Source organism: Alicyclobacillus sp. ALC3 (assembly GCF_028751195.1).
GTDB lineage: Bacteria > Bacillota > Bacilli > Alicyclobacillales > Alicyclobacillaceae > Alicyclobacillus_L.
On the sequence record NZ_CP066784.1, the window covers coordinates 1,078,608 to 1,102,160 of the forward strand.

Annotated in this window: 26 protein-coding genes and 2 pseudogenes; 7 read left to right on the plus strand and 21 right to left on the minus strand. The window is 50.0% G+C overall.

What is annotated here, in order from left to right; genetic code table 11:
- The first annotated feature begins 492 nt into the window (after positions 1-492).
- Entirely contained in the window at positions 493-1,677 is a 1,185-nt protein-coding gene (locus JC200_RS05185) for an oligosaccharide flippase family protein (RefSeq protein WP_274435109.1), read from the plus strand.
- Here JC200_RS05185 and JC200_RS24345 read toward each other — a convergent pair.
- A complete protein-coding gene (locus tag JC200_RS24345) occupies positions 1,634-1,999 on the minus strand; it encodes a GntR family transcriptional regulator (protein WP_443111898.1) in 366 nt (121 codons plus the stop codon). The two genes, JC200_RS05185 and JC200_RS24345, sit on opposite strands and share 44 nt — an antisense overlap.
- Positions 2,000-2,079: 80 nt before the next feature.
- Here JC200_RS24345 and JC200_RS05190 point away from each other — a divergent pair, with 80 nt between their 5' ends.
- On the plus strand, positions 2,080-2,439 hold the full coding sequence (locus JC200_RS05190; protein WP_274435111.1) for an MmcQ/YjbR family DNA-binding protein: 360 nt from the start codon (positions 2,080-2,082) through the stop codon (positions 2,437-2,439).
- Positions 2,440-2,477: 38 nt separating this feature from the next.
- Here the strand turns inward: JC200_RS05190 and JC200_RS05195 are convergent, their stop codons facing one another.
- From JC200_RS05195 to JC200_RS05215, 5 genes are all read right to left on the minus strand, one after another.
- Complete coding sequence (locus JC200_RS05195; RefSeq protein ID WP_274435112.1) at positions 2,478-2,798, minus strand: hypothetical protein; 321 nt, start codon at positions 2,796-2,798, stop codon at positions 2,478-2,480.
- A gap of 9 nt (positions 2,799-2,807) precedes the next feature.
- Positions 2,808-3,866 carry a nitric oxide synthase oxygenase gene (locus JC200_RS05200; RefSeq protein WP_274435113.1) on the minus strand — a complete coding sequence of 353 codons (1,059 nt, stop codon included), beginning with the start codon at positions 3,864-3,866 and terminating at the stop codon, positions 2,808-2,810.
- Between the two features lie 148 nt (positions 3,867-4,014).
- Positions 4,015-5,118 (minus strand): GerAB/ArcD/ProY family transporter, encoded by a 1,104-nt coding sequence (locus JC200_RS05205; RefSeq protein WP_274435114.1) that lies wholly within the window; start codon positions 5,116-5,118, stop codon positions 4,015-4,017.
- Positions 5,118-6,263 (minus strand): Ger(x)C family spore germination protein, encoded by a 1,146-nt coding sequence (locus JC200_RS05210; protein WP_274435115.1) that lies wholly within the window; start codon positions 6,261-6,263, stop codon positions 5,118-5,120. The genes JC200_RS05205 and JC200_RS05210 overlap by 1 nt, the downstream gene beginning before the upstream one ends.
- On the minus strand, positions 6,260-7,885 hold the full coding sequence (locus JC200_RS05215) for a spore germination protein (protein WP_274435116.1): 1,626 nt from the start codon (positions 7,883-7,885) through the stop codon (positions 6,260-6,262). The genes JC200_RS05210 and JC200_RS05215 overlap by 4 nt, the downstream gene beginning before the upstream one ends.
- 183 nt (positions 7,886-8,068) lie before the next feature.
- Here JC200_RS05215 and JC200_RS05220 point away from each other — a divergent pair, with 183 nt between their 5' ends.
- Positions 8,069-8,812 carry a DUF4046 domain-containing protein gene (locus JC200_RS05220; protein ID WP_274435117.1) on the plus strand — a complete coding sequence of 248 codons (744 nt, stop codon included), beginning with the start codon at positions 8,069-8,071 and terminating at the stop codon, positions 8,810-8,812.
- A gap of 191 nt (positions 8,813-9,003) precedes the next feature.
- Positions 9,004-9,258 (plus strand): hypothetical protein, encoded by a 255-nt coding sequence (locus JC200_RS05225; RefSeq protein WP_274435118.1) that lies wholly within the window; start codon positions 9,004-9,006, stop codon positions 9,256-9,258.
- Positions 9,259-9,422: 164 nt separating this feature from the next.
- Here the strand turns inward: JC200_RS05225 and JC200_RS05230 are convergent, their stop codons facing one another.
- Both JC200_RS05230 and JC200_RS05235 read right to left on the minus strand, forming a co-directional pair.
- The gene (locus JC200_RS05230) at positions 9,423-9,644 is read right to left on the minus strand and encodes an alpha/beta-type small acid-soluble spore protein (RefSeq protein WP_274435119.1); all 222 of its coding nucleotides are present in this window, start codon (positions 9,642-9,644) and stop codon (positions 9,423-9,425) included.
- Positions 9,645-9,878: 234 nt separating this feature from the next.
- Positions 9,879-11,399, minus strand: coding sequence for a recombinase family protein (locus JC200_RS05235; RefSeq protein ID WP_274435120.1), 1,521 nt, complete (start codon positions 11,397-11,399; stop codon positions 9,879-9,881).
- A 195-nt stretch (positions 11,400-11,594) separates the two neighbouring features.
- Here JC200_RS05235 and JC200_RS05240 point away from each other — a divergent pair.
- Positions 11,595-11,693: pseudogene (locus tag JC200_RS05240) on the plus strand (flagellar biosynthesis protein FliA); the annotation flags it as partial.
- Positions 11,694-11,759: 66 nt separating this feature from the next.
- On the opposite strand, the gene JC200_RS05245 reads toward JC200_RS05240, so the two are convergent.
- From JC200_RS05245 to JC200_RS24350, 4 genes and pseudogenes are all read right to left on the minus strand, one after another.
- On the minus strand, positions 11,760-12,698 hold the full coding sequence (locus JC200_RS05245; RefSeq protein ID WP_274435121.1) for a DUF932 domain-containing protein: 939 nt from the start codon (positions 12,696-12,698) through the stop codon (positions 11,760-11,762).
- Positions 12,699-12,946: 248 nt separating this feature from the next.
- Positions 12,947-14,062 (minus strand): GerAB/ArcD/ProY family transporter, encoded by a 1,116-nt coding sequence (locus JC200_RS05250; protein WP_274435123.1) that lies wholly within the window; start codon positions 14,060-14,062, stop codon positions 12,947-12,949.
- Positions 14,063-14,065: 3 nt separating this feature from the next.
- Positions 14,066-15,256, minus strand: a complete 1,191-nt coding sequence (locus tag JC200_RS05255) for a Ger(x)C family spore germination protein (RefSeq protein ID WP_274435124.1) — start codon at positions 15,254-15,256, stop codon at positions 14,066-14,068.
- Between the two features lie 108 nt (positions 15,257-15,364).
- A pseudogene (locus JC200_RS24350) lies at positions 15,365-15,973 on the minus strand (spore germination protein); the annotation flags it as partial.
- Between JC200_RS24350 and JC200_RS05260 the strand changes: the two are divergent.
- On the plus strand, positions 15,924-16,379 hold the full coding sequence (locus JC200_RS05260; RefSeq protein ID WP_274435125.1) for a hypothetical protein: 456 nt from the start codon (positions 15,924-15,926) through the stop codon (positions 16,377-16,379). The pseudogene JC200_RS24350 and the gene JC200_RS05260 overlap by 50 nt on opposite strands.
- A gap of 77 nt (positions 16,380-16,456) precedes the next feature.
- Here the strand turns inward: JC200_RS05260 and JC200_RS05265 are convergent, their stop codons facing one another.
- From JC200_RS05265 to JC200_RS05275, 3 genes are all read right to left on the minus strand, one after another.
- Entirely contained in the window at positions 16,457-16,642 is a 186-nt protein-coding gene (locus JC200_RS05265) for a hypothetical protein (RefSeq protein ID WP_274435126.1), read from the minus strand.
- Between the two features lie 1,124 nt (positions 16,643-17,766).
- Positions 17,767-17,913 carry a hypothetical protein gene (locus JC200_RS05270; protein ID WP_274435127.1) on the minus strand — a complete coding sequence of 49 codons (147 nt, stop codon included), beginning with the start codon at positions 17,911-17,913 and terminating at the stop codon, positions 17,767-17,769.
- An 80-nt stretch (positions 17,914-17,993) separates the two neighbouring features.
- Positions 17,994-18,218: a hypothetical protein gene (locus JC200_RS05275; protein WP_274435129.1), complete on the minus strand. Its 225-nt coding sequence runs from the start codon at positions 18,216-18,218 to the stop codon at positions 17,994-17,996.
- A gap of 175 nt (positions 18,219-18,393) precedes the next feature.
- Between JC200_RS05275 and JC200_RS05280 the strand changes: the two genes are divergently transcribed.
- Positions 18,394-19,929, plus strand: coding sequence for a putative bifunctional diguanylate cyclase/phosphodiesterase (locus tag JC200_RS05280; protein WP_274435131.1), 1,536 nt, complete (start codon positions 18,394-18,396; stop codon positions 19,927-19,929).
- A 158-nt stretch (positions 19,930-20,087) separates the two neighbouring features.
- Here JC200_RS05280 and JC200_RS05285 read toward each other — a convergent pair whose 3' ends face one another.
- Genes JC200_RS05285 through JC200_RS05310 form a run of 6 tightly spaced genes read right to left on the minus strand, consistent with a single transcriptional unit; the run spans position 20,088 to position 23,520 of the window.
- A complete protein-coding gene (locus JC200_RS05285) occupies positions 20,088-20,615 on the minus strand; it encodes a hypothetical protein (RefSeq protein WP_274435133.1) in 528 nt (175 codons plus the stop codon).
- Between the two features lie 12 nt (positions 20,616-20,627).
- Positions 20,628-21,491, minus strand: a complete 864-nt coding sequence (locus tag JC200_RS05290; protein ID WP_274435134.1) for a glycoside hydrolase domain-containing protein — start codon at positions 21,489-21,491, stop codon at positions 20,628-20,630.
- A gap of 54 nt (positions 21,492-21,545) precedes the next feature.
- Complete coding sequence (locus JC200_RS05295; protein WP_274435136.1) at positions 21,546-22,055, minus strand: phospholipase D-like domain-containing protein; 510 nt, start codon at positions 22,053-22,055, stop codon at positions 21,546-21,548.
- Positions 22,045-22,518 carry a hypothetical protein gene (locus tag JC200_RS05300; protein WP_274435137.1) on the minus strand — a complete coding sequence of 158 codons (474 nt, stop codon included), beginning with the start codon at positions 22,516-22,518 and terminating at the stop codon, positions 22,045-22,047. Before JC200_RS05300 ends, JC200_RS05295 begins: the two co-directional genes overlap by 11 nt.
- 35 nt (positions 22,519-22,553) lie before the next feature.
- Positions 22,554-22,985 carry a hypothetical protein gene (locus tag JC200_RS05305; RefSeq protein WP_274435138.1) on the minus strand — a complete coding sequence of 144 codons (432 nt, stop codon included), beginning with the start codon at positions 22,983-22,985 and terminating at the stop codon, positions 22,554-22,556.
- A 4-nt stretch (positions 22,986-22,989) separates the two neighbouring features.
- Complete coding sequence (locus JC200_RS05310) at positions 22,990-23,520, minus strand: hypothetical protein (RefSeq protein ID WP_274435140.1); 531 nt, start codon at positions 23,518-23,520, stop codon at positions 22,990-22,992.
- Positions 23,521-23,553: the final 33 nt, after the last annotated feature.

Sequence of the window (23,553 nt, forward strand, 5' to 3'; positions counted from 1 at the left end):
TCAACCTGACTCAGACTGAGCGTTCAGAACGTAACGCAGGAGTTGGGTCATGCATGTTCTAAGAAGCCCTGGTGTCTCTAACAGTCGATGTAACAAAACGCCACAGAACAACGTCTGATATGTGTCAGGCGGGACTTCCTATGAATTTAGTCATTAGCCCCCCTAAAAGGCGTAGTTTACCTTATCGCGATCATGTAAACTATGCTGGCATTTATAAATAAAAAACCCATGATATCCTTTTGGTGTTAATATGTTAGAGTTCGGACCAATTTTTGTTCACATGCACTAAAGGGTTCTGACGCGCCAGCTTACAAACTCAATACGCGCTGAACTGCAGGCATCCACAACAATAATGGAGTTGAATTACTGAGCATGATCGGGCGTCTGCTTCGAACCGTAGTTTACAAGCTAGGAACATCTGGGCTGTCTTTTTTCATCGGCATCCTTACCGCACATTTACTCACCGTCGGAGAGCGGGGATTTTATAGTAGCGTGGGAATCACATTGCTACTCGGGAATACATTTATCGAAGGATACGCAAGTTTTTTTAATTTCGGACTCAATCGACTTAAACTCAACCGTCAACATGTCGTAAGTACCGCCGTTCGACATGTGATTTTGATTTCCTCAGTGAGTTTGCTTGTACTCATCATTGCAACTCCACTTGCATGGAAACATCCATTGGGACTTCAAATCTTGTTCGTCCTCGGTGCTTTACCGTTTATAGTGACTTTCTCTTACTGCTCCCGTCTTCTTCAGGCACTGAATGAAATTGACTTGCTTAATCGACTGAATCTTATTCAGCCGGCCACTTTGATAGTCGGGCTAATTTTTTTGTCCGGTGAGATACGCAGGGAGCGCAGATTTCCGCATGCCGCGCTCACCATCACACTTTCGATGTATCTTTTATCCTACCTGTTCGCAGCTCTCATTGCCCTTATAGCAACTAGGCGCAAAGCCTCGGTGTCCCTTCGCCCGAAACGATACGAGAAGATTAGTAGCCTCATGATGCCCTACGGTCACCGAGTAGCCACGCAAAACCTTCTCACTCAACTCAATTACCGTGGCGATTTCTACATGGTGGAGTGGCTCGCGGGATGGAAATCAGCTGGCTGGTACGGAGTCGCCGTTTCTCTCTCCGAACTGCTGTGGCAAGTTTCTCAAAGTTTATCCCTGATCGTGTATACAGGCATCGCAAGTGCGGATCACAGGGATTCGATGGCGCTTACCGAACGAACCTTTCGATATTCATTCTGGTTTCTCATCGTAGGTGGCGGACTCATGTATCTGGCGGCTCCTGTTGTCCCTGTGTTGTATGGTCACAAATTCGCTCGCTCAGTTCCTCTATTTGAAATTCTGCTTATCGGAACAGTCGCATATGGAGCAACCGGGGTGCTTACACAGTTTTTCACCGACCAACTAGGCAAGGTTAAATACCCGGTATACCTGCAAGGCTGGTGCGTGGTCGTAAACCTTGTAACGTGCTGGTTTCTCATCCCTCGGTTGGGCATGCGGGGCGGCGCCATTGCCTCCTCCGCCGCGTATATGATGGCTCTCATTTTAACGATTGCGTATTACAGACTGCAGACGAAACGTCCACTGCTTAACTTGTTCATCTTTGATGCCGCAGATATCATGCTGTTGCGTAGAATTTTTCAAGGTCCAGCGACGCGGTAGGGATGTAGCTTGTAACTAGGCAGATGCTTTTGAGAAGTATCTCCCGCCCATCTCTACAACAGTCCAGCGCCATACCCTCGGGAGTCCCTGAGATACATAGCAATTTGCCTTCGCAATCCAAACTCCCCTCGAACATCACCATACTCCAGCATCTGTAAACCGTCGTCTTGCTGACTTTAAGAGCGTCGGACAAACCATGAACCGATGGCAACCGCGTCCCTGTGACAATCCTGCCGGACTCGATCTCTTGACGTACAGACTGATAAAGCTGATGATAATATGGAATTTTGCTCTCGGGTTCAAAGGTAAAAATAAATTCCAGTGTGCGTCACCTCTGACGATTTTGGTCATGTTAACAGATGTCTTCAACATACCATCATGCTGCTTAGCGGGGTGCGTACAGTGGCAGTCAATCACAGCCACCTCATTGAATTAGGTCTCAAGTTTCCCGGGGCGAGTATGAAATTCCCTTTTCGATTCGATTTGCCCGTACTTTACGTTCGTGGGAAAATGTTTGCCCTGCTCGGGAAACAGGGGAGCGACCAAAGTGTAAACCTAAAGACATCTCCCGACGAAGCGGGGTGGCAGCGTCAAACATACCCTGGCTCCGTGATTCCTGGCTATCACATGAATAAGGAACACTGGAATACCGTGATCCTAAATGGGAATGTCCCGGACGATGTCGTGTTGCAAATGCTGCACGAATCTTATCAACGGGTCGTCAGCAAATTGCCCCACAAGGATAGAATTGGGCTTGAATAGGGACGGTGTTGCCACTGGGGACGGTATGCGAACGTCCTTCACATTTTGGCCATTTTCACTCCAACCTCTGCATCCACCTTGTCTTGAGGGTGTGTCTTGGGAATATCTGTTTTCCGGCTGCTTTCCTTAAACTTCTTACTTTTGGTCTTGCGCTGCTCGTACATATCACGAACCCATTCCTCAACCGGAGATTTCCACAGTTGTTGCTGGTTTGGGATATTTTTTATTAAACTCAAGGGATTTAACCCCATTTCTTTAGCCATTTTCACTGCTTCATTACTTAACTTGCATCGCACTTTAGCTTCTTTCCACCGCTCAGCCTTCTTGTCAGGATTAAAAATGGAAATTCCTCCGTCCATCTATGAAAATCAATAGAGGTTCTCTTGTCGAAAGTAGTTTGGCTTCACAACTGTGTCGTCATAATAGCGATGAAATATGTGTGTGGTTGCCGGAGAAACTGGGGGAATCAGCCATGTCCAGTCTCCCGTGAGTTCACGTCCCTCGTCCATTTCAATCTGCTCAAACCGTTCAAACTGCTTGGCAGCAGTATGATGATCAACGATAGTTACGCCACGTTCCTTAAACGACTGCAAGACTGCAATATTTAACTCGATGAGAGCCCTGTCCTTCCATAGTGACGCGTCCGATTTAATGTCGAGCCCTAGTAAAGACGCTACCTTCGGCAGCATGTTGTAGCGATTCAAATCTGCAAAGTTACGAGCACCGATTTCCGTCTCCATATACCAACCATTGAAAGGAGCTGCTGCGAATCGAAGTCCCCCGATTTCCAACGCCATATCGGAAATCATGGGTACCGTGTACCACTTAAGCCCTAGCCCTTCAAATTGCGGATAATCAGGATGATGGATATCGACTTCCAAAACCAAATCGTCGGGAATCGAAAACCAAACGGGTTGCTCGCCCTCGATTTGCACGACTAGGGGCAGAACATCAAAGGGCGTCCGCTTGCCTCTCCACCCCAATTCTTCACAGAGACGCGTAATCGCAATCGAATGCGGGTCTCCAATAACACCACGTTCGGTTTCGTAACCCGCGTAGCGGAGGAGTTGGTGGTTCAAAATGCGCACCTTCGGATTCAATACGGTAATCGTAGGACGTATCTTTCCTTCGTTCGTGGCAAATTCAATATGACGATACAGAGCATTTACTACCTTTTCCGGCGTGCTCAGAGATCTCTCATCAAAAACGTTCAGTGACTTCCAAAACAACCGCCCGATACAACGATTGCTATTTCTCCACGCCATTCGCGCTCCATGTTCCAGTTCTTCGTATGTAAGCTCGTACGTTGCTCTTCGCATCAAACTTTCTTGAATTGCGGTTAATCTATCTTGAGCATCTTCGGCACTTTTTCCAAGTTCATGGTAGCACTTCGCGATAAACTCTCGTGCTTCATCGTACATTCGCATGACAAATTACTCCTTCGTTTAACTCGGTGCATGGCATTCCGTTCAATTAGTGTACTCTATTTACATTGAACCAACCTAGATTGCCAATTCCAGAAGGAGGTTCATAGCTTGCCGAAGGATGTGATAATTTTACTTCCATACCATCCTACTAAAGCTGGCCACTCGCTGGCTTCAAATGCCTGCGCCGAATATAAAACACCATCAGTTTGACAGTGGGCTCAATGATAAGATACAACCAACTTAGGGGCACCAAAAGGGTTATCACAATCCAGTCCCAGACTTGTTGATTCGGGATGAGTTGAAAAATTACCAGGACTATCACCGCGTATCCCAAGACGAACCACTTCTCGCTTGACTTGTTGAGCTGCAGAAGCCGTCGCGACAACTCCGATATTCCCCATAAGTGATTCGCATAGAAGACCGCTTGAAACAGCGTTGCCACGAATATTAGGGAAACACCAAAGCGCTGGATAATAAATCCTTGCACCTGAACCAGTTGCAACACGAAGTCAACCGGGTGAGCCAAGACGCGTACCCCCTCATACCCTACGACTCTCAGGATGACAACGAACACACCCGCTGCGTAGAGGCAACCAAAACCCGCAGCTACCAAAGGTAGCCAAATTGCGTTTTGCTTTCTGTGATCAAAATACGGATTTACCATCAGATACAGGTTTATCCCCAAGAACAGCGGCAAAAGCAATCCAGCCACTGAAAATGACCGTGAAACACTGACCGGATGCAGCGTAACCCCCGTCCATGTCCCCCGAAAGTACGCTAAAGCAAAGGACGTTCCAAGAACCAACATGACGACTGGGAACGTGATCGAGGCAACGCGTGCAATCGTTTCTAGGCCGTAGAGCGCTCCAACAACGGATACGAGTGCAAGTGCCACACCTGTCGCCAAGTGAGGCGTATTGGGAAGTATTGCTTTTACAGTTATCGCAAATGAATATAGGCTCACAGCTATAAATAGCAGATAACCCGGAATAAACGACGTGCCGACAATCCTGCCAATAAATTTTCCAAACACTAAAGTGAGCATCTCCACACCAGTCTGCGTGCGGAGATTCGTCGTGAGTAAACCGTGAACCAAAGCACTGAACAAAGCGAAAAAACAGACGCCAAAGACTGCCCACTGTCCATCAATTCCACCGTAAAAAGCTGCATAACGTGGGTAAACCCAAAAGAGCAGAGGCAGAATACCGGTAGATACGACGCAGATAACTTGATACATGGACAGTTTGTACACTAAATCAGCCCCCCCTTGCTCCTGATTGCGACCTTCACTTGAATGTCGAGCTTGGCATGTCCGAACATCTGGCTCCACTGTTGCTTTAATCGCGCTTCTTCTTCTGGATGCGCCTGCAGATAATTTCTCCCGAACCCAACCACATCGGTCTGCTGCTGTTGCAGTTTTACAACCATGTCCGTTAACTGTTGTGTCAGATAAATCGATGCCTGCAACTGCAGTTCATTGATGTTCGTTGGCGGTAATGGCTTGGGTGAAGGGTCCACATGCTTCGCTAAGGTGCCAGCGACCGTGACGTCATCGGCCAGTACAACCTCACTCTTCTTCTTGATACAGCGAACGTGACTTTTTGCCCGCATGTCGGTTAATGTCATGACCCCCTGCCCAATTGGGATATCGAACGACATGTCGCGAACTTTACCCATCAAGAGATTCACGTACAACGTTTCATTACGGCTTAACGCAAGTGCCGGTTTGTTGTTGAGATACACTTCTTCACCTGTCATGGCTAGTGTCTTCTTACCTTTGTCATCTATCTCTTCGGTCGTTAAAATGGGTATCATCGGGACAACACCAAGTTGCGTCGTATCGCGCCAGTACTCCCACAATTGGCGTCGAACGACGTACCCATGCTGCTTCACTTTTACTGATTTTTCGACAAAATTCATCGGAGCTGACTCCGATACTTCTGTAGCCATCACTTTTTCAGCACTACCCGGTGTCATGAAGATATAAGCGAGCCGGTTAATCTTCGTCAAGCGCATCAGTTGCCCTAACACGCTATCCATGGTTTCTCCTGACAGTTGACTGCTCAAAACGATGACGCGCAGTTGGGCCACATCAGCTTGACGATCCATTTTCGTTTGGATAGTCCTGATTGCCTCCATCAACGAGTAAGATTCCCCAGATAGGTCTTGAAACTTGGATGTTTCAGCAGAACCTTCCCCCTGTGATTGCCCATTATGGAGAATAGGCACCTGGATCGTCACTCTGATTTTCTCAGGGTCATCATGCGCAGGATCAATGCCAAGTCCAATCATTGCGGCGCGCTTATTAATCGCTTCATAATCCCAACATCCAGGTAAAAAAATGAGCGCCGCACAGGTCAACACGATGGCAAGCGACCGCTGCATTATCGATTTCATGTCTTACTCCGTTTGCGCGGAAATTTCGGCCCCCGAGGTACTTCTAACATCGGATGCTGCACCGGATCTGTATAGTCCGCGGCACGCGTATCCTCTTGGTTGTGATAATGGGCTGCGCGCTTGTCCAGCATCGGGATGGGGGCACGAAAAATACCGTCCAGAAAAAAGTCTCGCCAGTGCTCCCCTGATAGCGGATCAAGGTATGAGATTCCAAACGACTTCAGGGATGCAACATGAAATAAAATCAGCGTGACAACCAACATGACACCGTAGAAGCCAAACACGGACGCTCCAATGATGTTGGTCCACATGAGAAGCCGCAGTGTTGTCGAAAATTCATAACTGGGAAGAACAAACACAGATACGGCAGTGAGCGCAATAATCACAATCAAAATGTTACTGAAGAGCCCTGCTTCTACAGCGGCCTGTCCCAGGACCAATCCACCCACAATGCCGATTGTCTGCCCCATCACCTTGGGCATTCGTAAGGCCGCCTCCCGAATAATCTCCATGACAATTTGCATGATGACGACTTCGGTGGCGGCGTTAAACGGCACGCCCTCACGGGACTTTGCGATTGCCAGCGCGAGCGTTTGCGGCATCAATTCGGGGTTAAAATCAACGAAGGCAATGTATAGCGCGGGAAGATAAAATGAAAGAGTAAACGCGATCATACGTAGCCACCGTATAATCGTTGCCTCAACCCAACTGTGTTGGTCGTCTTCCATAGTCTGAAAAAAATCGATAACTGTCCCTGGCACCAGCAGGCCTGCCGGGTCCCCATCGACGAGAATCAACACTTTCCCTTGCCCAACTTCCTTCACACAGTTGTCCACTCGTTGTGTTGCCCGTACCAAAGGGAAGACGGTCCAGTGATTGTCCACTATGCGCTGTTCCAGTGTTGCGCTTCCAGTGAGTTTATCGACGTGCACCGCCTGAATTCGCTTGATCACGGTATCCACCAAATTCGGGTTAGCGACATCATGTTCGTATAGCACTGCCACCCGGTTGCGGCTCCGGTAGCCGACCTGCAATTCCTTCACAGTGAGTGCGTCACTAGTCAGCGCCCAGCGCATGATGCCGATATTTACGTCGACGTTTTCGATGAACGCGACTTGAGGACCGCGCGTACTCGATTCCAAGAGCGGTGGTTCCACCGCACGGTGTGGCAGCTTTCTTTCGCCCATTGTGAGAGCAACATTCAAGCCGTCAATAAGCAAGACCAGCACGCCACGAGATAGCGCCTCGCGAATTTCCCACAAGTTGTTCATGAAGATGGCGTTGCCAATCGGAACCACCCTTCTCATCAAGTAGAAGGGCAGTTCCCTGACGGACAGGCGAGGATAATGATGGTCCTGTAACGATTGCATCAGCGTTTCCACCTGGGTCTGGTCGGCAAGCGTTTGGTAATACACAATGACGGCTTCCTGCTCTTTGACAACCGTTCTGCGCACCACAAAGTCATCACTGGTGCCTGCAGTTTCCCGGATATATTTCAACGTATGACGCAAGTCACCCGTGATCTTGGGAGCGTCCCGATAATCTGGCACCTTCGGCTTGGGTCTTTCCATGCTTCGGTGCTTGTAGTTTCTTCGTTTTAAGGGATTAAACAAGTTTAACAAAAGGTCCGCTCCCCGCTTCACGAATGTCCTGGAGAGAGCGTTTCCTTGGTTGCCACGATTTATGTATGCAACCCTTTAAATGGAACACACTGTAAAATATCCGTTCGCTGCTTAACCAATGTACCGCAACGAGCGTTTCCTTGAGTGCCAACGACTCAGGACAGATGAGGGCAGGAGTGTACAATGATTGAGCAAGATGAGGTCATCAAAGTCTACCTTGAAGTATTAAATGGGATACGTGCGAGATTCCCCAATCATTTCTTTATCAGTGTGGACGGCCGACAACGGCTCATCATCATTACGCGTTTTCTGATTGAGGACTACTTGCAGATTCCTGTAGTCGAAATACCGGACCAGGTCTATGCAGATTTGCTATGGAAGCATCGGCTGCGTCCCCCAGCCAATATACAGGGATGGAATTTCAGTCAACTGATGGAGCACTGTTACCCGGAAGAAATCAAGGCATGGCATTTTCGTCAGGTATCCAATGGGTACTGGCAAAAGGAAAAAGGACACAAGCGCCTCATTGAAGCTGTCAAGTATGTCATCGAAGAAGAGTGTCAAATCCCCATCTCCGACATTCCAAGCCGCATCACCTATGAGTTCTTCAAGCAACATAATTTATACGGCGCTTTTAACCAATTTGGACAATCGACATACCAAATCATTAACGCGGCTTACCCTGGTCTGTTTCATCCCTGGCAATTTCACACCGTCCCGATGAACTACTGGAGAGACCCGCAGAACGTTGAAAAAGCGATGAATTGGTTACTATTTGACATTTTAAAGGTAAACTCGTACGCCGAGTCACTGGCCATCATCAAAATAAAGCACTTTGTAGAGAATCAACTTCAAGGGTTACTCCTAAGAGCATTTCATCATCGACTCTATAACGCTGTCGAGTGGATCTCGACGCGTTCGGAGTGATGAAACTTGTTCAGCATCAAGGTTTAGCTAAATCCAGCGACATGCCCCCCACATAGGCCGTTCATTCAACCTACGGAATAAGACTCTTTCCCAAGATACGGACAAGTGCGCGGCAGCCAACCGGAATATGGACACACTCATCGAGAATAGAGTAAATTGCGACAGATTCAAGAGGGAAGTGAGGTAATAAATTGCCAGCATTCATCATGATAGCCGGACCGGTATCTGTCAGTACGCCTCAGCAAAGCGCGCTAGGTGTATCCATTGGCATCAACAGTGCAGGCAACTGGGATGCAAATATGAAGTTCAACACTGCCGAAGGCGGTAATTTTGGTGTGATGAGTTCCATCATGAGCGGGTTCAACATAATGCTAGATAATTTTGAGGTGATCGACGGCGTAATCAACACCAATGACGTCAAAGTCGCGTCTACGGTGGAGTTCTAGCGTGAGTGACCAGCCATGCTTCGAGGCTAGCCAAGGTATACTTCGGTCTACAGGGACATGCAAAAGGCGCACGGTTGTGCGCCTTTTGCATGTCCGCTTGATTCCACCTCTGTCATGTCGCTTCGACACACAGCGCCGCGAGCGGAGCATTCACCGTTCACGCTCTAGTGAAAGTGTCCAGTTCCCAACTGCTCCTCCGCAATTTGGACCAACCGCCGGGTGATGTGCCCCCCAATGGTTCCTGTATCGCGGGTCGTCATCGTACCCCAATATCCGCTTTCAGGTACAGAGATCCCCAGTTCCCGAGCTACCTCGTACTTCATTTGATCCAAAGCGTGCATCGCTTGCGGAACCACTGGAGTATTTCGTTGCTGTCCAAGTGCCATGCATCATTCTCCTTTCGAGATTGGTGCATGTATTATGTATTACTCTTCCGTAAGTATGCATCTAGGGCAACTTCAGTCGCCCCTTTCGACACGGTGAGATGGCTCCTTCGTCCATTGCACCCGTGTATTGAGTTGTTGCCTGGCATCATGAACCTGTGGACAAAGGCGGACAAGGGTCACGACAAGTACTGTCTGAAGACAGAAGACATCACCTGCCTTCACCGTCTTGTTGTGTTACAAAGTCACTATCTCAATCCTTTGCCCTTGTTCGAAAACCCTGATTTCCTTGATTACCGTCCGCAGTAAGTCACGTCCAGCTTGCGCACTTATGTCGTGGAACTCTGTACTCGCAAGCGAGCCCCAAATTGCCATCAACATAGACCGCCGGTGCTCCGCTTCCGTCCTCACATCTTTGCTACTCAATTCATCAAGTCGACGTGTTAAGTCTAGCTTCTTTTGATTCAAACCCCGTCTTTCGTTCTGAACATCCTTTAGTTTTTCGCGTATGTCCTGTTCATCAATATCGGGGTCACTGAGGAAATTCATTAGGCGTCGATGCACAACCTCTAGGCGCTCAAGCTCCGCCTGAATGTTTTCCAATTGGCATTGTTCACTCGACAACTGCGGATTGCGTTCCAATTCCGCAATGAGCTCTTCGTCAGGCGCTCGTATCCAGCTAAGAGTCGTATCCCACACTTGAAGTTCAAGCTCATCACACTTAATATGTGTTCCACACCCCGGGTTTTTTGCTCCCACCGTTGCTTTGCGGTCACTGTAGTAATACTGTTCTCTCCCCCAAGCCTTCCCCTTCCGACCTGTCATAGTGTTACCGCAGTCCCCACACCGCAGCAGTCCACTCAACATATAGGTGCGTTTGCCCGCCCCAGCCCATCTTCGTCTCGACTCTGCCAGCAGTGACTGGGCGTAATAAAACTGGTCGGACTCAATAATGGCCGGAATCGGCAACCTAATCCATTCTTCTTTTGGTCGCGGTTTTTGCACAATTCTCTCCTCGGGTGGGCGGTAGCGATTCCCGAGCATCCCTTCCGTGTTCCACTTGTTTTGATAGAACTCGCCGATGTACGACCGGTTCATCAGCATCTGACGCACAACCTGCCGATGAAAGACGCCGACACCTCTCTTTGTGGGCACGCCTAGTTCCGTTAAGTATTTGGCGATTCCATTAATCCCCTGAACTCTGCCATTGGAATTGGTGAACAAGTCGAAGATGAGCTTTACGATGGTCGCCTCGCGAGCATTGACGACGAACTGTTCTTTCTCGGAATCGAAGTCATAGCCGTAGATGTGAAAATCCCGTAATACCCTCCCTTGCCGTGCCTTCTCGCGCCTCCCCCGTGACATGCGTTCGTTGATTTTAGCTTTTTCGAACTGGCTAATTGCGCCGCGCATCTGATAGAACAGCTGTCCTTCCGGTGTCCTAGCGTACTCACCGTTCACGAACATTAGCTCGGCACGTGATTCGATTTCATCGGAGATGATGAGTTGATTCATGAGTTTGCGTGAGAGACGGTCGGGATCAAGACACACGACCTTGTGGACAAGCCCACTGCGAATATCTTCACGCAGCTTGGAGAGTTGCGGTCGATCGAGAAACTCACCAGATATCCCCTCATCTACGTACTTTAGGACATCATCTGTCCCTGCCTTCTTCTTGCATTCCCGGAGCTGGTCCGCCAAGCTGAATCCGTGCTTCGCCTGCTCCTCGGTCGACACCCGCGCGTAGACTGCTATCATGAGGAGGTATCACCCCCTGGCGATATAATTCAAGTAGCGTCCTAAAGAAGTTTCGACGGGACCTGTCCGCAAATTCACCTTCCACGATACGAATCTGCACCGCGTGTCGCCCCCTTAGGGAACTCTACGCAGTAAAGGAATTGTCCTAGTCGAGGCTACGGCAATTTTTCACGCATCCCGTTAGACGCTAGGATAGAGATTCTGATGCAACTGCGCGCGCAAAAGAAGACACGCAAGGACGTGTCGTTGTACAGCCCGATTGGCACAGATAAGGAAGGCAACGAGATTACATTGAGTAATATGACGTCGTGACAAAGCCCTCGCATCAGCGAGGGCCATCTCCATCTAGTTTTGTATCAATTAAGCGATGTTTCTGAGCAGCGCCGTCGCTTCGTCGAATAAATTATCGCCGCGGATTATCGACGAGAAGCGATTCTCCGTGAATGTATCGGTATTCCGAGTGGGTTCAGCGTGACCGACGAAGTCAGCCACTGCATTCAGGAAGCCCCAGCCGGTCCCACGGAACTGTTTGATGTCCTCCGCCTTGTAAGCTTGCAGAATCCCCTGCTGTTTCAACTTCGCTGTGCTCTTCGCACGCTCTGTTGCCTTCTCATCAATTGGAATCAAATTGTTGACGAGTTCGCGCACCTTGAATTCGGTCAGTTTCACGTCTGCCATCAGATTGGCATTTTCGTTCAGCGCATCGAGATATTCATCGGCGAGCAATAATGTTCGCTGTGCCTCGACCAATTTGCGTGACACATCGCCCACATGGAAGGTCGACCACTGGCGCTTTGCGGAGTCGAGCGCCATGTTCAACGTGTTGTTGCAAACCACGCGAACCGGGGTCATCAGGACACGCACGGCGCCGCTGCCATCGTGCGTGTTGGTAAAGCAGATGTATGGGTCGACTTTATCACCCATGATGTCATATTCGCGGTTCATTCTGGCGAGCATCCAAACTTTACGGCCGCCTTTCAAACTTCCTGCCGTTTCGTACCGAACATCACCGTTACCGACGAGTGCATCCGTGAACGCGAATGCTTCCGCGTTTTGCACGATGGTGTACCGACTGGACACAACACCAAGAACCGAACAATCGTTGTTTCTGACGTTGGCGAAATGCCCCTCAATCGCATTCGTGCTGTCGCCCAGGTAAATCGGTTCTTGAACCACATCCCAATCAAGCCCTGCTTCTTGAATTGCAACTAATGAGTTCGGCGCATTCTCAATTACCTTTCCGAGTCCATGCCAAGGCGTTTCCCGTACTGAAAACATTGTTTCGACCATGTGTGCCATTCCCATTCGCCCTTTCAGTAGATAAGTGTCCTTGGAACCATTACTTGAGGCCGCCGATGATTTGAAACGCTGCGCCGTACCCGATGTCCACAATCCGCATGCGACGTCTGAATGACATTACTATCACTTCCTTTGTTTACTGTTTATGTATATATATTAAGATCACCGCTATGTACCGTCAACTAGATATTGGTATTTATCCGAAATGGAAAACCCCCGCATCAGCGAGGGCGGATCCGGCGTCAACGTCACCTTTTCGCAGAATGACTGAACTGACGACGCAGAAACGCAATCATCCACAGAACGAGTGGTATTCCAAAAATCAACACCGGGAGTACAAACGACTCAACAAATTTCTTCGGGTACTCGATGGTTGATTCCGTGATATCCTTCGGAATCATGGCGATGATGACCGTTATCCCACCAATCCAGAGCAGAGGCGAGTGCCATCTTTTCAAATTTAACAATGCCGCGGTTCCAGAGACAGCTAAGAACATGAACAGTGCAACTCGTACAAACGCTGTAAGAAACCAGATTACCATGACGAAGGCATCGATGTTCTGGATGATCTCGGAAACTGATATATACTGGACCATGTCAAAGACAGGATTCCACATCTTCGCACCGAGGTCCGCCCCAAACGTGGCAATCGAGAACATGCCACTGATGACGACAAACAGACTGGCGAATGCAGTCCCAAAAACAGCCTGCCTCACATTTTGACGCTGATTCTTAACAAATCGAAAAACCATCGTGAGGAATGAGGTTTGTGCCAGAAAGGACACCGATGGAATTGCGCCATATAGGAGTCCGTACGGGCCTGAGTTGACGTAGACCGGAAGGAGTCGACTCCAAGTTACGTTCGGGAGGTCTAACAGGAATACTCCTAATGCGACGAAGATGACCGCCGGACCAATGACCTCTGTAAATCTACCCAATGACTGTAGACCGTTTTTATACAGCAGATACACCGAGACCAAGGCCATGGAGACAATGAAGACCCAACTTGGGGTGCGATGAAATTGCGCAGTGATGAAAATGTCCGTGATTTGCCGCATTGCCATGGCTGTGACAACGACCCAGTTAATTACATACACCGTGCCGATAGCTTTCCCTATAATAGTCCCCGTGAGGTCGCAAATGTACTCTATAAAAACCTTGTCTGGATAATAGCGACTTAACCGAATTCCAATCCAAGTGGCAAACACGCTGAGAATTCCGCTCACAAGCAGAGAGAGCCATGCATCGTTCCTGACTCGTTCAATTGTTGGGGAGATCGTAAGAAACGCCGCCATGCCAAGGTCAAACATGCTTGAAATCCAGAATAATTGCCCTCCTGAGATCACCATTGTCCCTGGCTTCATGCCTCACCAACTTCCATAGCCTTGTGACAACTTACTAGAAACGGGGTTCTTCGACGTCAGGCCCACCGTTTGGATTTTCAGTCGTGTGGCGACATTGAAGGGTGCTTCAGGAAACAGTTCATTCCAGTGAAGTTTCATCATCTTCCACTGCTTAGGTTGTTGTCTGGCCAAAGCCTGATCAAATCCAAAGATATCGGCCTTGTACTGCTTCTGAACCTTGGCAATCAGTTGCGTGACTTCATCGTTGACCTCATGTTGCATCGCGTCGTTCAGTTGCTTCAACTGCTTAGGGTCTTTGACATTAAGGTTTGTCTGATTTTCTCTAAGTAAACCTTGTCCGGTCAGTTCGACTTCAAAGTGCGGGTGGCCATGTTGAACAACAACGTGGACACGTCCACGGAATTGAGACAAATCCACTGTTGCATACCCTAGATGTCCAGGAATATGAAAGGTGACCTGTCGTTTGCCCAAAGCATTGACCACCCAAAGGCGATAGTTTGCATCAGAAAAATCTAAATATCCAATTAGTTTTAACTGTTTGTTGAAAATTGCTCGACCTGCGAACTCAAATGTACTACGGCTTGACTCATCTGACTCTCTAGTAATTTCTACAACCGGTAAAGTCGGGTAACTTGTTTGGCTTGCCGCCGCAATTAAGAAGGCCCTCAAGGAATCCCCGACCGTTCCTCCCACGAATCTACGACTCTTGATAATTGTCAAACCCGGATATTGTTCCAGTGGCGCTTTTATCTCCAATGCGTCTAGGGCCTTAGCTCCACGAACGACGAAAATATCACTCCTAAGACGTACATCTGGGTTGCGTGTGTATTCGTCCATGATGCCTGTCAAACCGTGTTTTGCCGCCTCTTCCCCGATAAAAATCACACGTCGGTGACCAAGGAAGTACTGTCGGGACAGTTTTGTTTGAAGGAGTTGCCCAGCATCCACTATGTCTTTTCCTGTCGCTGAAAGGGTTAGAAAACTTTGTCGGGTAATGCTCTCTTGTTTCGACAAGTTGACAGGAATGATGACTTGGTCGGTGAGCATCCATCGCCCATTCGCGTCAAGGTCAAGACCCGATGCCATGACCAAAGCGCGATCATTCAATTCCGTACGGTCCCAACATCCGCTCACCAGGGTACAGATTAAAATCGCACTCGCGACCACTCCTGCGAACTGTTTACGTTGTCTCATGAGCGATACAACCGTGACGAATGCTGACGAGCGGAACTGGGCTGATCCATATGGGATTGCGGTCGGTCCGACAGGTACTTGCGAGGCACCCGTGTGAAAATTGTCACGTAATTGTTTGAGGTTTCTCGGAGCAACGGGGGACATATGCGGCACACCAAACGACTCCAGATTCACTTGGTGAATCAGTATCACTATGAAACTAATGGTCAGGCCATAGAGCCCAACGATTGCCGATAGCAGCAAAACAAAAAATCGCAAGAGACGGTACGAAAACCTAAAATTGTACCGAGGAATGGTGAACGACGTGCGACCCCGTTCAACTCCAAACCGTCGGAAACACACATCAGACGAGTTCTGCAACTCAGCACGAAGTTTATGCTCAAGCACCTGAGTATCTTCGTCTATATCACCATGAACAAGACCTTCGTTTGAGACACTTGACCGATGAAGTTCGTTCCGTTTGGGCAGGACTCGAGGCGTCAGCTTCTTCATGGTGTCACTCCTCGTGCAACAGCCGAATCGATGTGACTGTATCTTGTCCAATTGTTCGTTTGGCATGTGTGCAAAGGTAAGTTTGTTGCTTCGAGAGGCCAAAGTCACAGCGCCGTGCCATAACGTGAACTTCACTTGTATTCTGAATGCACGATGACAAAAGGAGAGATAAAAGATGTCGCAAGTCGGTGGAGAGAAGGTTGTGCCTAACGGGCTCGAGGCCATTCAGTACTCAATCGATTTCGTAACAGCCATCCTCTTGCTGACTGGCCGTATCACCACGACGGGTATTTTTGTCGTTCCGGAAGGTTTCTATCTATCCGCGACCGGACCCATTTTGGGAGGGACCGTTTCACGAGGCAAGACACAAGCACTCTCCTACGCCTTTGGTATGATCAATGTATTATCCGCGCTCTTACTGATACTCAATGTCATTCGTGTCACCGGGCCATACATCACTAGCAGACGGGCGTTCATCGTATTCTCCGGGGAACTCTTCGGCATCAAGGAAATTGCCGGAGTTGTACGAATGAAGGACATGAACCACAGTACGGCAGCACAGTTGGGCCGGTACATTCGCACGCAAGCCCTGTCTATTACCGATCAAAATAATGACCACGAGAGAAGGTAGAACACTATGGAAAAAGCTACCGAGTCTTTCAAACTAGGTGTTCGATTCTACGCTATTGCGTTTCTGGTCGTGTTTTATTATTTCTTTACACAGCCCGTCAATCGGACATCTTCTGTCGAGCAAGAGTGACAACACACCAAAAACCAAGTTGCCGCGGTGTCGGCCACCAGGATCGCGCTCTTGATTTCCTTCTGCGTGACCTTCACACCGAGGTCCTGCGCCGCGAGTTGCCCGAGTGTGCTGTGCTCGTAATGCGTTGCCATGCGTCAGGCTGCATCTTCAGGTAAGATTCAACCGCAGCGGCAGCTCCGTCCGAGAGATGAGTGCCTGTCGACGCGATTGTGGGCACCGGTGGAGTACATTCAAATTACGAAGTCACAATTCACTATGCGGGATAGTGTGGTCTGTTTCTCGTCGCATTGACAGTATTCTACCAGGAGACTTTGCATTTCGACTAGTTTTCGATCCTGGTGTTGGGGCTACCGAACAACTTAATCGGCAGTTTGCTTTCGACTATTGGGAGAAACTCCTGCGGGGTTCGTTCTACGTTCGGGACTCTTCGAACTCAACTCAACATAAGGGCATTCGCAGATTGAATTGCACATCCCAAGAGGATAATCCACGTCGCCGACTCTTCGATACCCTGTTGTAAAGTGCCAGTTACACTCCGAGGCTTGCACAAGCTTAGAACGAAACAAGCACCAGACCTGGTCTGTTGCCATAGAATCCCCCCACCCCGATATAATTTTGTAAATGGTATATTTATCTATATATTCATAATGATACAGCACAATTAGCGTGTCTATAGGACTTTTGTCCTAATTTGACCTGTCGTCCATCGATTGTCTCGACTCATCTGCATGAATTTTACAAACTCCATACGGAATGATTGCCTCTCTCGCAACATGATAAACGGTCAAAAATATTTTGCACGCTTCACTTCTAGGACAAATGTGCCCAGCCACGCAAAAGAATGTTGGACTACTCCCAGCTACGTATCTGTAGTCATCCACGAACCATAGTCACTCCTACCACACTCAACAATTTCAGGACTATTCTACATTAAGTCGATGTGTTTTTGCTTGATCACGGGAACGTTTATGGGAATTCGGATGGACTGTTCCATAGGTAAGCCCGTTATCCGCCTGTCAATTCTCAGTTTTGGGCCCTGAATCGTGTTCGAACGGGATAGGAAGGGTTGTAGTCGATACGCACAAGCCCACCAATAAAATCATTGACCCTCGGGTGTGACCGACCCGAGGGTCTTTGCCGTGTACATAGCCGCGTGTGAAGCGCTCACCTCCCTTCCGTGTTAGGCTGTCGTTGTTTTGGCAGTTGCGTTCGGAAGCTCGCTGGCAAACTTCGCCGCCGCCGCGATGACCGGAACTTACGGGATCGCCTGCGCTACCGCATCGGCTGTTTGCAACGCGTCTTTGATTTCCTTCTGCGTGACCTTCACACCGAGGTCCTGCGCCGTCGTCGCGATGTGCGACGTGATGGCATTGACCTCGGATGCTCCATGTAAGTGGGTCAACGCCCACTGTTCGCCGTCAGTGGGCTCTCACTTGACTCGAGGTGCCGTTGCACGTTTAGTGAAGACGTCCTCGGCTTCAGTTATAGCTTCTTACCAGGACGTGTTCGCAGTCTCCGTCCTCGTTGCAACGTCGAGAGCGCGACGAAAATTGTCCAAATGAGCAACCATTGCCAATTCGACCACACCATCATGGCCACTCCAACGTTGAACATCCCGAGGGCGACACCACGATTGCCCTTTGACCAAATCATTGCCGGCATGCCGATCATCAGGAATGCGCCTAGTAGTCCCACAGCAAAACGCATGCACACACCGCCATTCCACAAGCTTTGATAAGAGGAACATCTTAGCTCAGTTGCCTGTCATTTATCGACCAATTTTCTCACGGCAAAAACTTTAGTCTGCGCATTATGACCAGAATCCTGTCCACGAATATGCTAGAATTTTGTCGAAAGTTGTTACATCGAAAGGAGGGTACACGTGGCGATAGCATGGGCGGAGGACTTCAAAGAACAAGTAAAAGTGTTCGCGGTACTTCTACTGATAGAGGTTGTAGTAGAAGTGGTGTCCTACGAGTGGTTGGGTGACCATTTGTTTGGTGTAGCGTGGCACTCACATGGGATAGTTGAATACTTGGTACATTCCGTGTGGCTTATGATTGTCATGACACCACTCTTGTTTTGGTACGTGCGTCGACAGTTACGTACTCAATCACGCCTACACCATGACCTGTGGCAAATGGCTCACTATGACGAATTGACCGGGCTTCCCAACCGCCGGCTAGCATTTACTAACATGAAGGAGTTTTTGTCTGATAGTGTTGGTTCCGGTCATCCAATGGCAGTTCTTCTAATCGACCTAGATCGGTTCAAGCAAGTCAATGACTCTCTCGGTCACGATGTTGGTGATGAGGTTTTGAAGATTGCTGCTGGACGCGTCAGAGATGTTCTTGGTAGGGGAGAAATCGCTGCACGTCTTGGTGGAGATGAATTTTTGGTCATGATCCCAGCTGCTTCAACCGAAGAAGCTGTTCAAGCAGCTAACTTACTACTCGAACGACTCCAAGAGAAGATTACGTGGAACGGATATGAGTTCTACTTGACTGCCAGTATCGGAATTGCGCTGTGTCCTGTAAGTGGAGAGACCGTGTCGTCTGTCATGAAAAGTGCGGACCTCGCGATGTACGAGGCAAAGCGAGATGGAAAAAATCGATGGCACATCCACATGGAGGCGTTACAAGAGAAGCTCTACTCGACTTTTCGACTGGAAAATGATTTGAGACGAGCTCTGCATGAACAAAATGAGCTATTCCTGGAATTTCAGCCTCAAATGAACGTTGGAACCAACCGAGTGGATTCCCTCGAAGCGCTCATTAGATGGCACCACCCGACTCTCGGTCTGATCCCCCCGTCGGAATTCATACCGATTGCTGAGGATAGTGGCCTGATTGTCAAGATAGGGGCACTTGTACTTCAGACCGCCTGCGCACAATTGAATGAGTGGAAAAGACAAAACAAAAGCATCCTTCCGATTGGTGTCAATGTGTCTCAGGTTGAACTAGCACAACAGGATTTCGTGGAGAAGTTCTTGCACGTCCTCTCCGACTACGACATCGACACATCTCTGGTTTTTATTGAGATCACCGAAACGTCCTTAATGAAGAACGAAAGAGAAGTTCGAGACAAACTGACGCAACTAAGGCAACGTGGGATTCACGTGATGCTAGATGATTTCGGAAACGGATACAATTCTCTAGGGGTATTGCGGCAACTTCCGATTGACACGGTCAAAATTGACCGGACATTTGTAAGGGACATTCACAGCAGCGTTGCGGACCGCTCGCTCTTTTCTGCCCTCGTCCACCTTGCCCACTCCTTTTCTCTCACTGTGCTAGCCGAGGGTGTTGAACACCAGCAGCAACTCGCTGTCGTCAGCGAAGAGCGCTGTGACCAGTACCAAGGATACCTATTTAGTCGCCCCATCACAGCGAACAAAGTCGCGATCGACTATTTGTGACATAACCTCATGACGCAAAACCCGCAGCCGGAGTCGTCTGCGGGTTTTGCGACGTTTTCCATAATGACCAAGACATAGTGGACATCCAAGTATGATGGGGCCGGTGATGTTGTTGTCGTCCCTATAATAGGAGTACCGGAAACGCCGTCCTTGAATGCTTAAGGTGCCGCCACTGGTAGTGTGATGGTTTCAGCTAGTTTCGCCGCGCTTGCCATCACTGGTTGCACGGCCGCGATCCCATCTTCTACGACTTGCACAACTGCCGTAACTTGTGCGCTGGTGACGGTGATACCGACCTTATGCAGTCCCGCTTGCACTGTGGTAATCAGTGCGCCTTTTTCTGTCTCGCTCATATCAGTCCAAGACTTACCCGACGCCGCAAGAACCTTCGCAATCTCTTGCGCAAGCGTGCTTTGCAACAGTTTGTCCGTGATATGATGCAACTCCACCTTCCCCGTCGCTACTTCGCTCGCGAACCAGGGCGATTCGATGAGACCGCGCACCAGTTTGCCTGCGTCGTCGAGCGCAACGCCAATGCCGTGTGGCACCTTGTCTGCGACGAGCGTAGCTGCATCCTGGGCCAGTTTCGGTTCCTTCTTTCTGAGCCACTTCCAATCTGCTGCCACCTTCGCTACTAGAGCCGCGCCAACAGAAGCTACAACTGTCCAATCAGTTCCGTTCCACATGCTGATTCCTCCTTAGGGTTTGAGAATTGTTGTGGTGCCGTCAGAGAGACGAATATCGGCTGACGCGATTGTGGGCGCGCTTGGCGCTGGCGCTTCAACTGTGAAATGTGGCACACCCTGCGCATCTCTCGTGAGCTCGAATCCGGGAAGCTTCTCCAGCGCCGACCAGTTGAGCCACCACTCGCCGCCCTCGATGCCAGCCTCCACCGGCTGGCCGTTCAAGTACGCCGTTTTCTTGTCCACATTGCCACCCCCTATTCGCGGGTACCATCCAGGATCGCTGTAGATGACGTCGTCATCCACTTGCGAACCCGCTATCCAGATGTCGATTTTGTCTTGATACATGGCAGCGTGTGGGCTAATTTTGTTGTCGCTCCACGCCACCGTTTGCCAGGCTTTTGTGGGCTTGCTGAGCGCCTGTGGCGAAAACAGGTATTCGATAATCGGAAATCCGCCGTACGGACCAAATCCAAACCGGCCGTACTGCGTGTGCTCGACTGCCAGCATGTAGGCGTCCACCGCGGTGAAGTCTTCTGGCAGATAAGCGTCATAGTCTACAGAGTAGTAGCACACGACCTCCGGATCCGGTTGCACACCGAGCCATTCGAACTCGATGAGCACGTCTTGAGCGTCCCGTGAACCATCCTGGACTGTGAAGTATCCGCGTTTCGTGCTGGCGCCCTCAAAGTTGAAGATGACCTTCATGCCGGAGTCGACATAGTTCTTCAGGTCCTCAGGCGTAACGGCCTTGGTGTAGCCGCGCGTCTTGCGTCCCAGGTACGCCACAACAGCAGTATGCCCCGCCTGCTTCAACGCAGCGAGCTCAGCTGGCGTGAACGGCGTATAACGATCAACAGCTTGCGCGATGCGTTGCAATGCCTTTCCCTCCCTTCGTCTGCGCCAAGAGATAGAACAGCGTGGCCGCGTCAATCATTTGGCTGACGCCTCCTTCGCCCACGGATTGAACTCCATATAGTCGGCCTTCGCGTAGTCACGAATCTCCGTCCACTTGCTCATGAACAACGCCGCTCGCTGCTCGTTCTCGATGATGTCGAAGTAGTTGTCCTCCAACGATGCGGATTCGGAGAAGTTCCACGAGCCAGACAGGACGCAGATTCCGTCGACGACCATGAACTTGTGATGCATGTACTTGCCGTGTTGGCTATGCGTGAGCCACACGACGATACCCGCCTCACGCATCTCCTCGATGGCTGCTTGCTCGTACCTTTCCCCTCCCTCGGTCGCATCCAAAATGACCTCCACGTCAAGGCCGGCCTTTTTCTTTGCGATTAGATCGTCTTTAGCTTTTGGCGCGTGCCACGCGAAATCTGCAATGTAGATGGATTTCTTGCCAGACTGAACACACTCCACAAAAGCACCCATAGTGTCGTCGTCCGGCGAAAAGTACGTCGCGAGTTTGATGCCTGTCTCAACTGCCAATGTCCTCACCTCGTTTCATTGCAGCGTTACGTGCGTGCCTTTCGGCGTCCGTCTCGAGTCGAATAATCGCGTCCGCCTCAGGAGCGGTCATCTCGTCCACTATGCTTTCAACGTCTTCGCCAATTTCGTGGACCTCGCCATAGACTTGTTGCATCAACCGTTCGAGTTTGGCGTCTCTCTGCACTCCCTGTTTGTGCAATCGGTGAACAGCGTCCGTTTGCACTTTCACCGCCTCGAGCATCGTCGACTGACCTCGTTGCAGCTCCAACTGCTCATACGTCCACATGACTGTGGCCATGAGGATGACAAGGTCAATCATCACAGGCCAGACGGACAGCTGATAGTCGATTGATGCCTCGTGGATATGCAGTAAGTGTCGAAAGAAGTAGAGCCCTTCCCACACCACGAAGTTAAAGCCAACACACGCCCATGTAGCGAGGACCATGACCACCACCAACGTCACACGCTTCCCCCTCGGCGCTCTCATCCCATCACCTCTCAGTAGTGCAAATGTGCCGCCAATGACGTGATAAGGAACAATAGAATCCCACCAGCAACGGCCCCGGTGATTTTTACAAACTCCTTTGCAGCATCTGGCCACTTCGATGATTTCTTGGCCGCATTCACACGAAGGTCGGCCAGCACCTCATCTTGCTCCGTCAGATGCTTATCTACTTTTTCGACCTGGTTCGTGGTCTCTTCGCGCAGGTCACCGATACCTTCTGTGAATTTCTCGGTCAGGCGATTCTCCATCTTGCCCATGTCATCACGTAGGCTGCTCACGGAGTTGGCGAGGTCTCGCTCTGCCTGCTTATGTTCGTCACTCGCCCTCTCCACAGCACGCAGCCGTGGCCACATGTTCATAATTCGATCATGGTCATTTCCTACCACGGTTTCGTTGTACTGGTCATCGTCCAACTGTTCGTCCACCCCGTCACGCTCCCTTCGGGCAGACATGCACGATGTACTTCTTGGCTGCCTTCCACATGTCTGCCGGACTCGGTGGCGGGTACGCCTTTACCGCACGCCATCCAGCACGCCAGGTGATGGACTGTGCGAGCGTCGAGCAGTACGGCATCAGCTTGTCGGTCCACGTCACGAACCATCGCGGCAGGTGCAGACGACCGCCCGAGATGTCCCGCAACGCTTGGTCGATGGTGCCGATCCAACCGTACAGACGGCCGCGTTGCCTGCGTGCCCAGCCGAGGGCGTAGTGGAGAGCCCTTTGACTCTCGTACGGCGGCCGGCAGATCACGCAGTTGTGATAGTCGATCGCGTGAATCGCTGTCTCCTTACCGTCTGCCTCAACTTTCGTCCACGGCCCGAGCGCCACCGCAACATGCCACGGCCACGGGCCGTCGCTGTGTTCCTCCAGTTCCTCCCCCGTCTGGATTAGCGCCTCCCCGACGTTGTCCGCCTGGAAGTAGAACAGTAAGTCGCCGGGCTTGCACAGAAACGCGTTCATTCTGACCACCTCCCGATTTAGCCAATAAAAAAA

What these genes read in the sequence shown, in the direction of transcription:
- JC200_RS05235 (WP_274435120.1), bottom strand. Translation starts at nt 11,399, where the DNA reads ATGATAGCAGTCTACGCGCGGGTGTCGACCGAGGAGCAGGCGAAGCAC.
- JC200_RS05285 (WP_274435133.1), bottom strand. Translation starts at nt 20,615, where the DNA reads ATGTGGAACGGAACTGATTGGACAGTTGTAGCTTCTGTTGGCGCGGCT.
- JC200_RS05275 (WP_274435129.1), bottom strand. Translation starts at nt 18,218, where the DNA reads ATGCGTTTTGCTGTGGGACTACTAGGCGCATTCCTGATGATCGGCATG.
- JC200_RS05200 (WP_274435113.1), bottom strand. Translation starts at nt 3,866, where the DNA reads ATGCGAATGTACGATGAAGCACGAGAGTTTATCGCGAAGTGCTACCAT.
- JC200_RS05245 (WP_274435121.1), bottom strand. Translation starts at nt 12,698, where the DNA reads ATGGCACACATGGTCGAAACAATGTTTTCAGTACGGGAAACGCCTTGG.
- JC200_RS05265 (WP_274435126.1), bottom strand. Translation starts at nt 16,642, where the DNA reads ATGGCAACGCATTACGAGCACAGCACACTCGGGCAACTCGCGGCGCAG.
- JC200_RS05260 (WP_274435125.1), top strand. Translation starts at nt 15,924, where the DNA reads ATGTCGCAAGTCGGTGGAGAGAAGGTTGTGCCTAACGGGCTCGAGGCC.
- JC200_RS05230 (WP_274435119.1), bottom strand. Translation starts at nt 9,644, where the DNA reads ATGGCACTTGGACAGCAACGAAATACTCCAGTGGTTCCGCAAGCGATG.
- JC200_RS05210 (WP_274435115.1), bottom strand. Translation starts at nt 6,263, where the DNA reads ATGAAATCGATAATGCAGCGGTCGCTTGCCATCGTGTTGACCTGTGCG.
- JC200_RS05195 (WP_274435112.1), bottom strand. Translation starts at nt 2,798, where the DNA reads ATGGACGGAGGAATTTCCATTTTTAATCCTGACAAGAAGGCTGAGCGG.
- JC200_RS05250 (WP_274435123.1), bottom strand. Translation starts at nt 14,062, where the DNA reads ATGAAGCCAGGGACAATGGTGATCTCAGGAGGGCAATTATTCTGGATT.
- JC200_RS05310 (WP_274435140.1), bottom strand. Translation starts at nt 23,520, where the DNA reads ATGAACGCGTTTCTGTGCAAGCCCGGCGACTTACTGTTCTACTTCCAG.
- JC200_RS05255 (WP_274435124.1), bottom strand. Translation starts at nt 15,256, where the DNA reads ATGAGACAACGTAAACAGTTCGCAGGAGTGGTCGCGAGTGCGATTTTA.
- JC200_RS05220 (WP_274435117.1), top strand. Translation starts at nt 8,069, where the DNA reads ATGATTGAGCAAGATGAGGTCATCAAAGTCTACCTTGAAGTATTAAAT.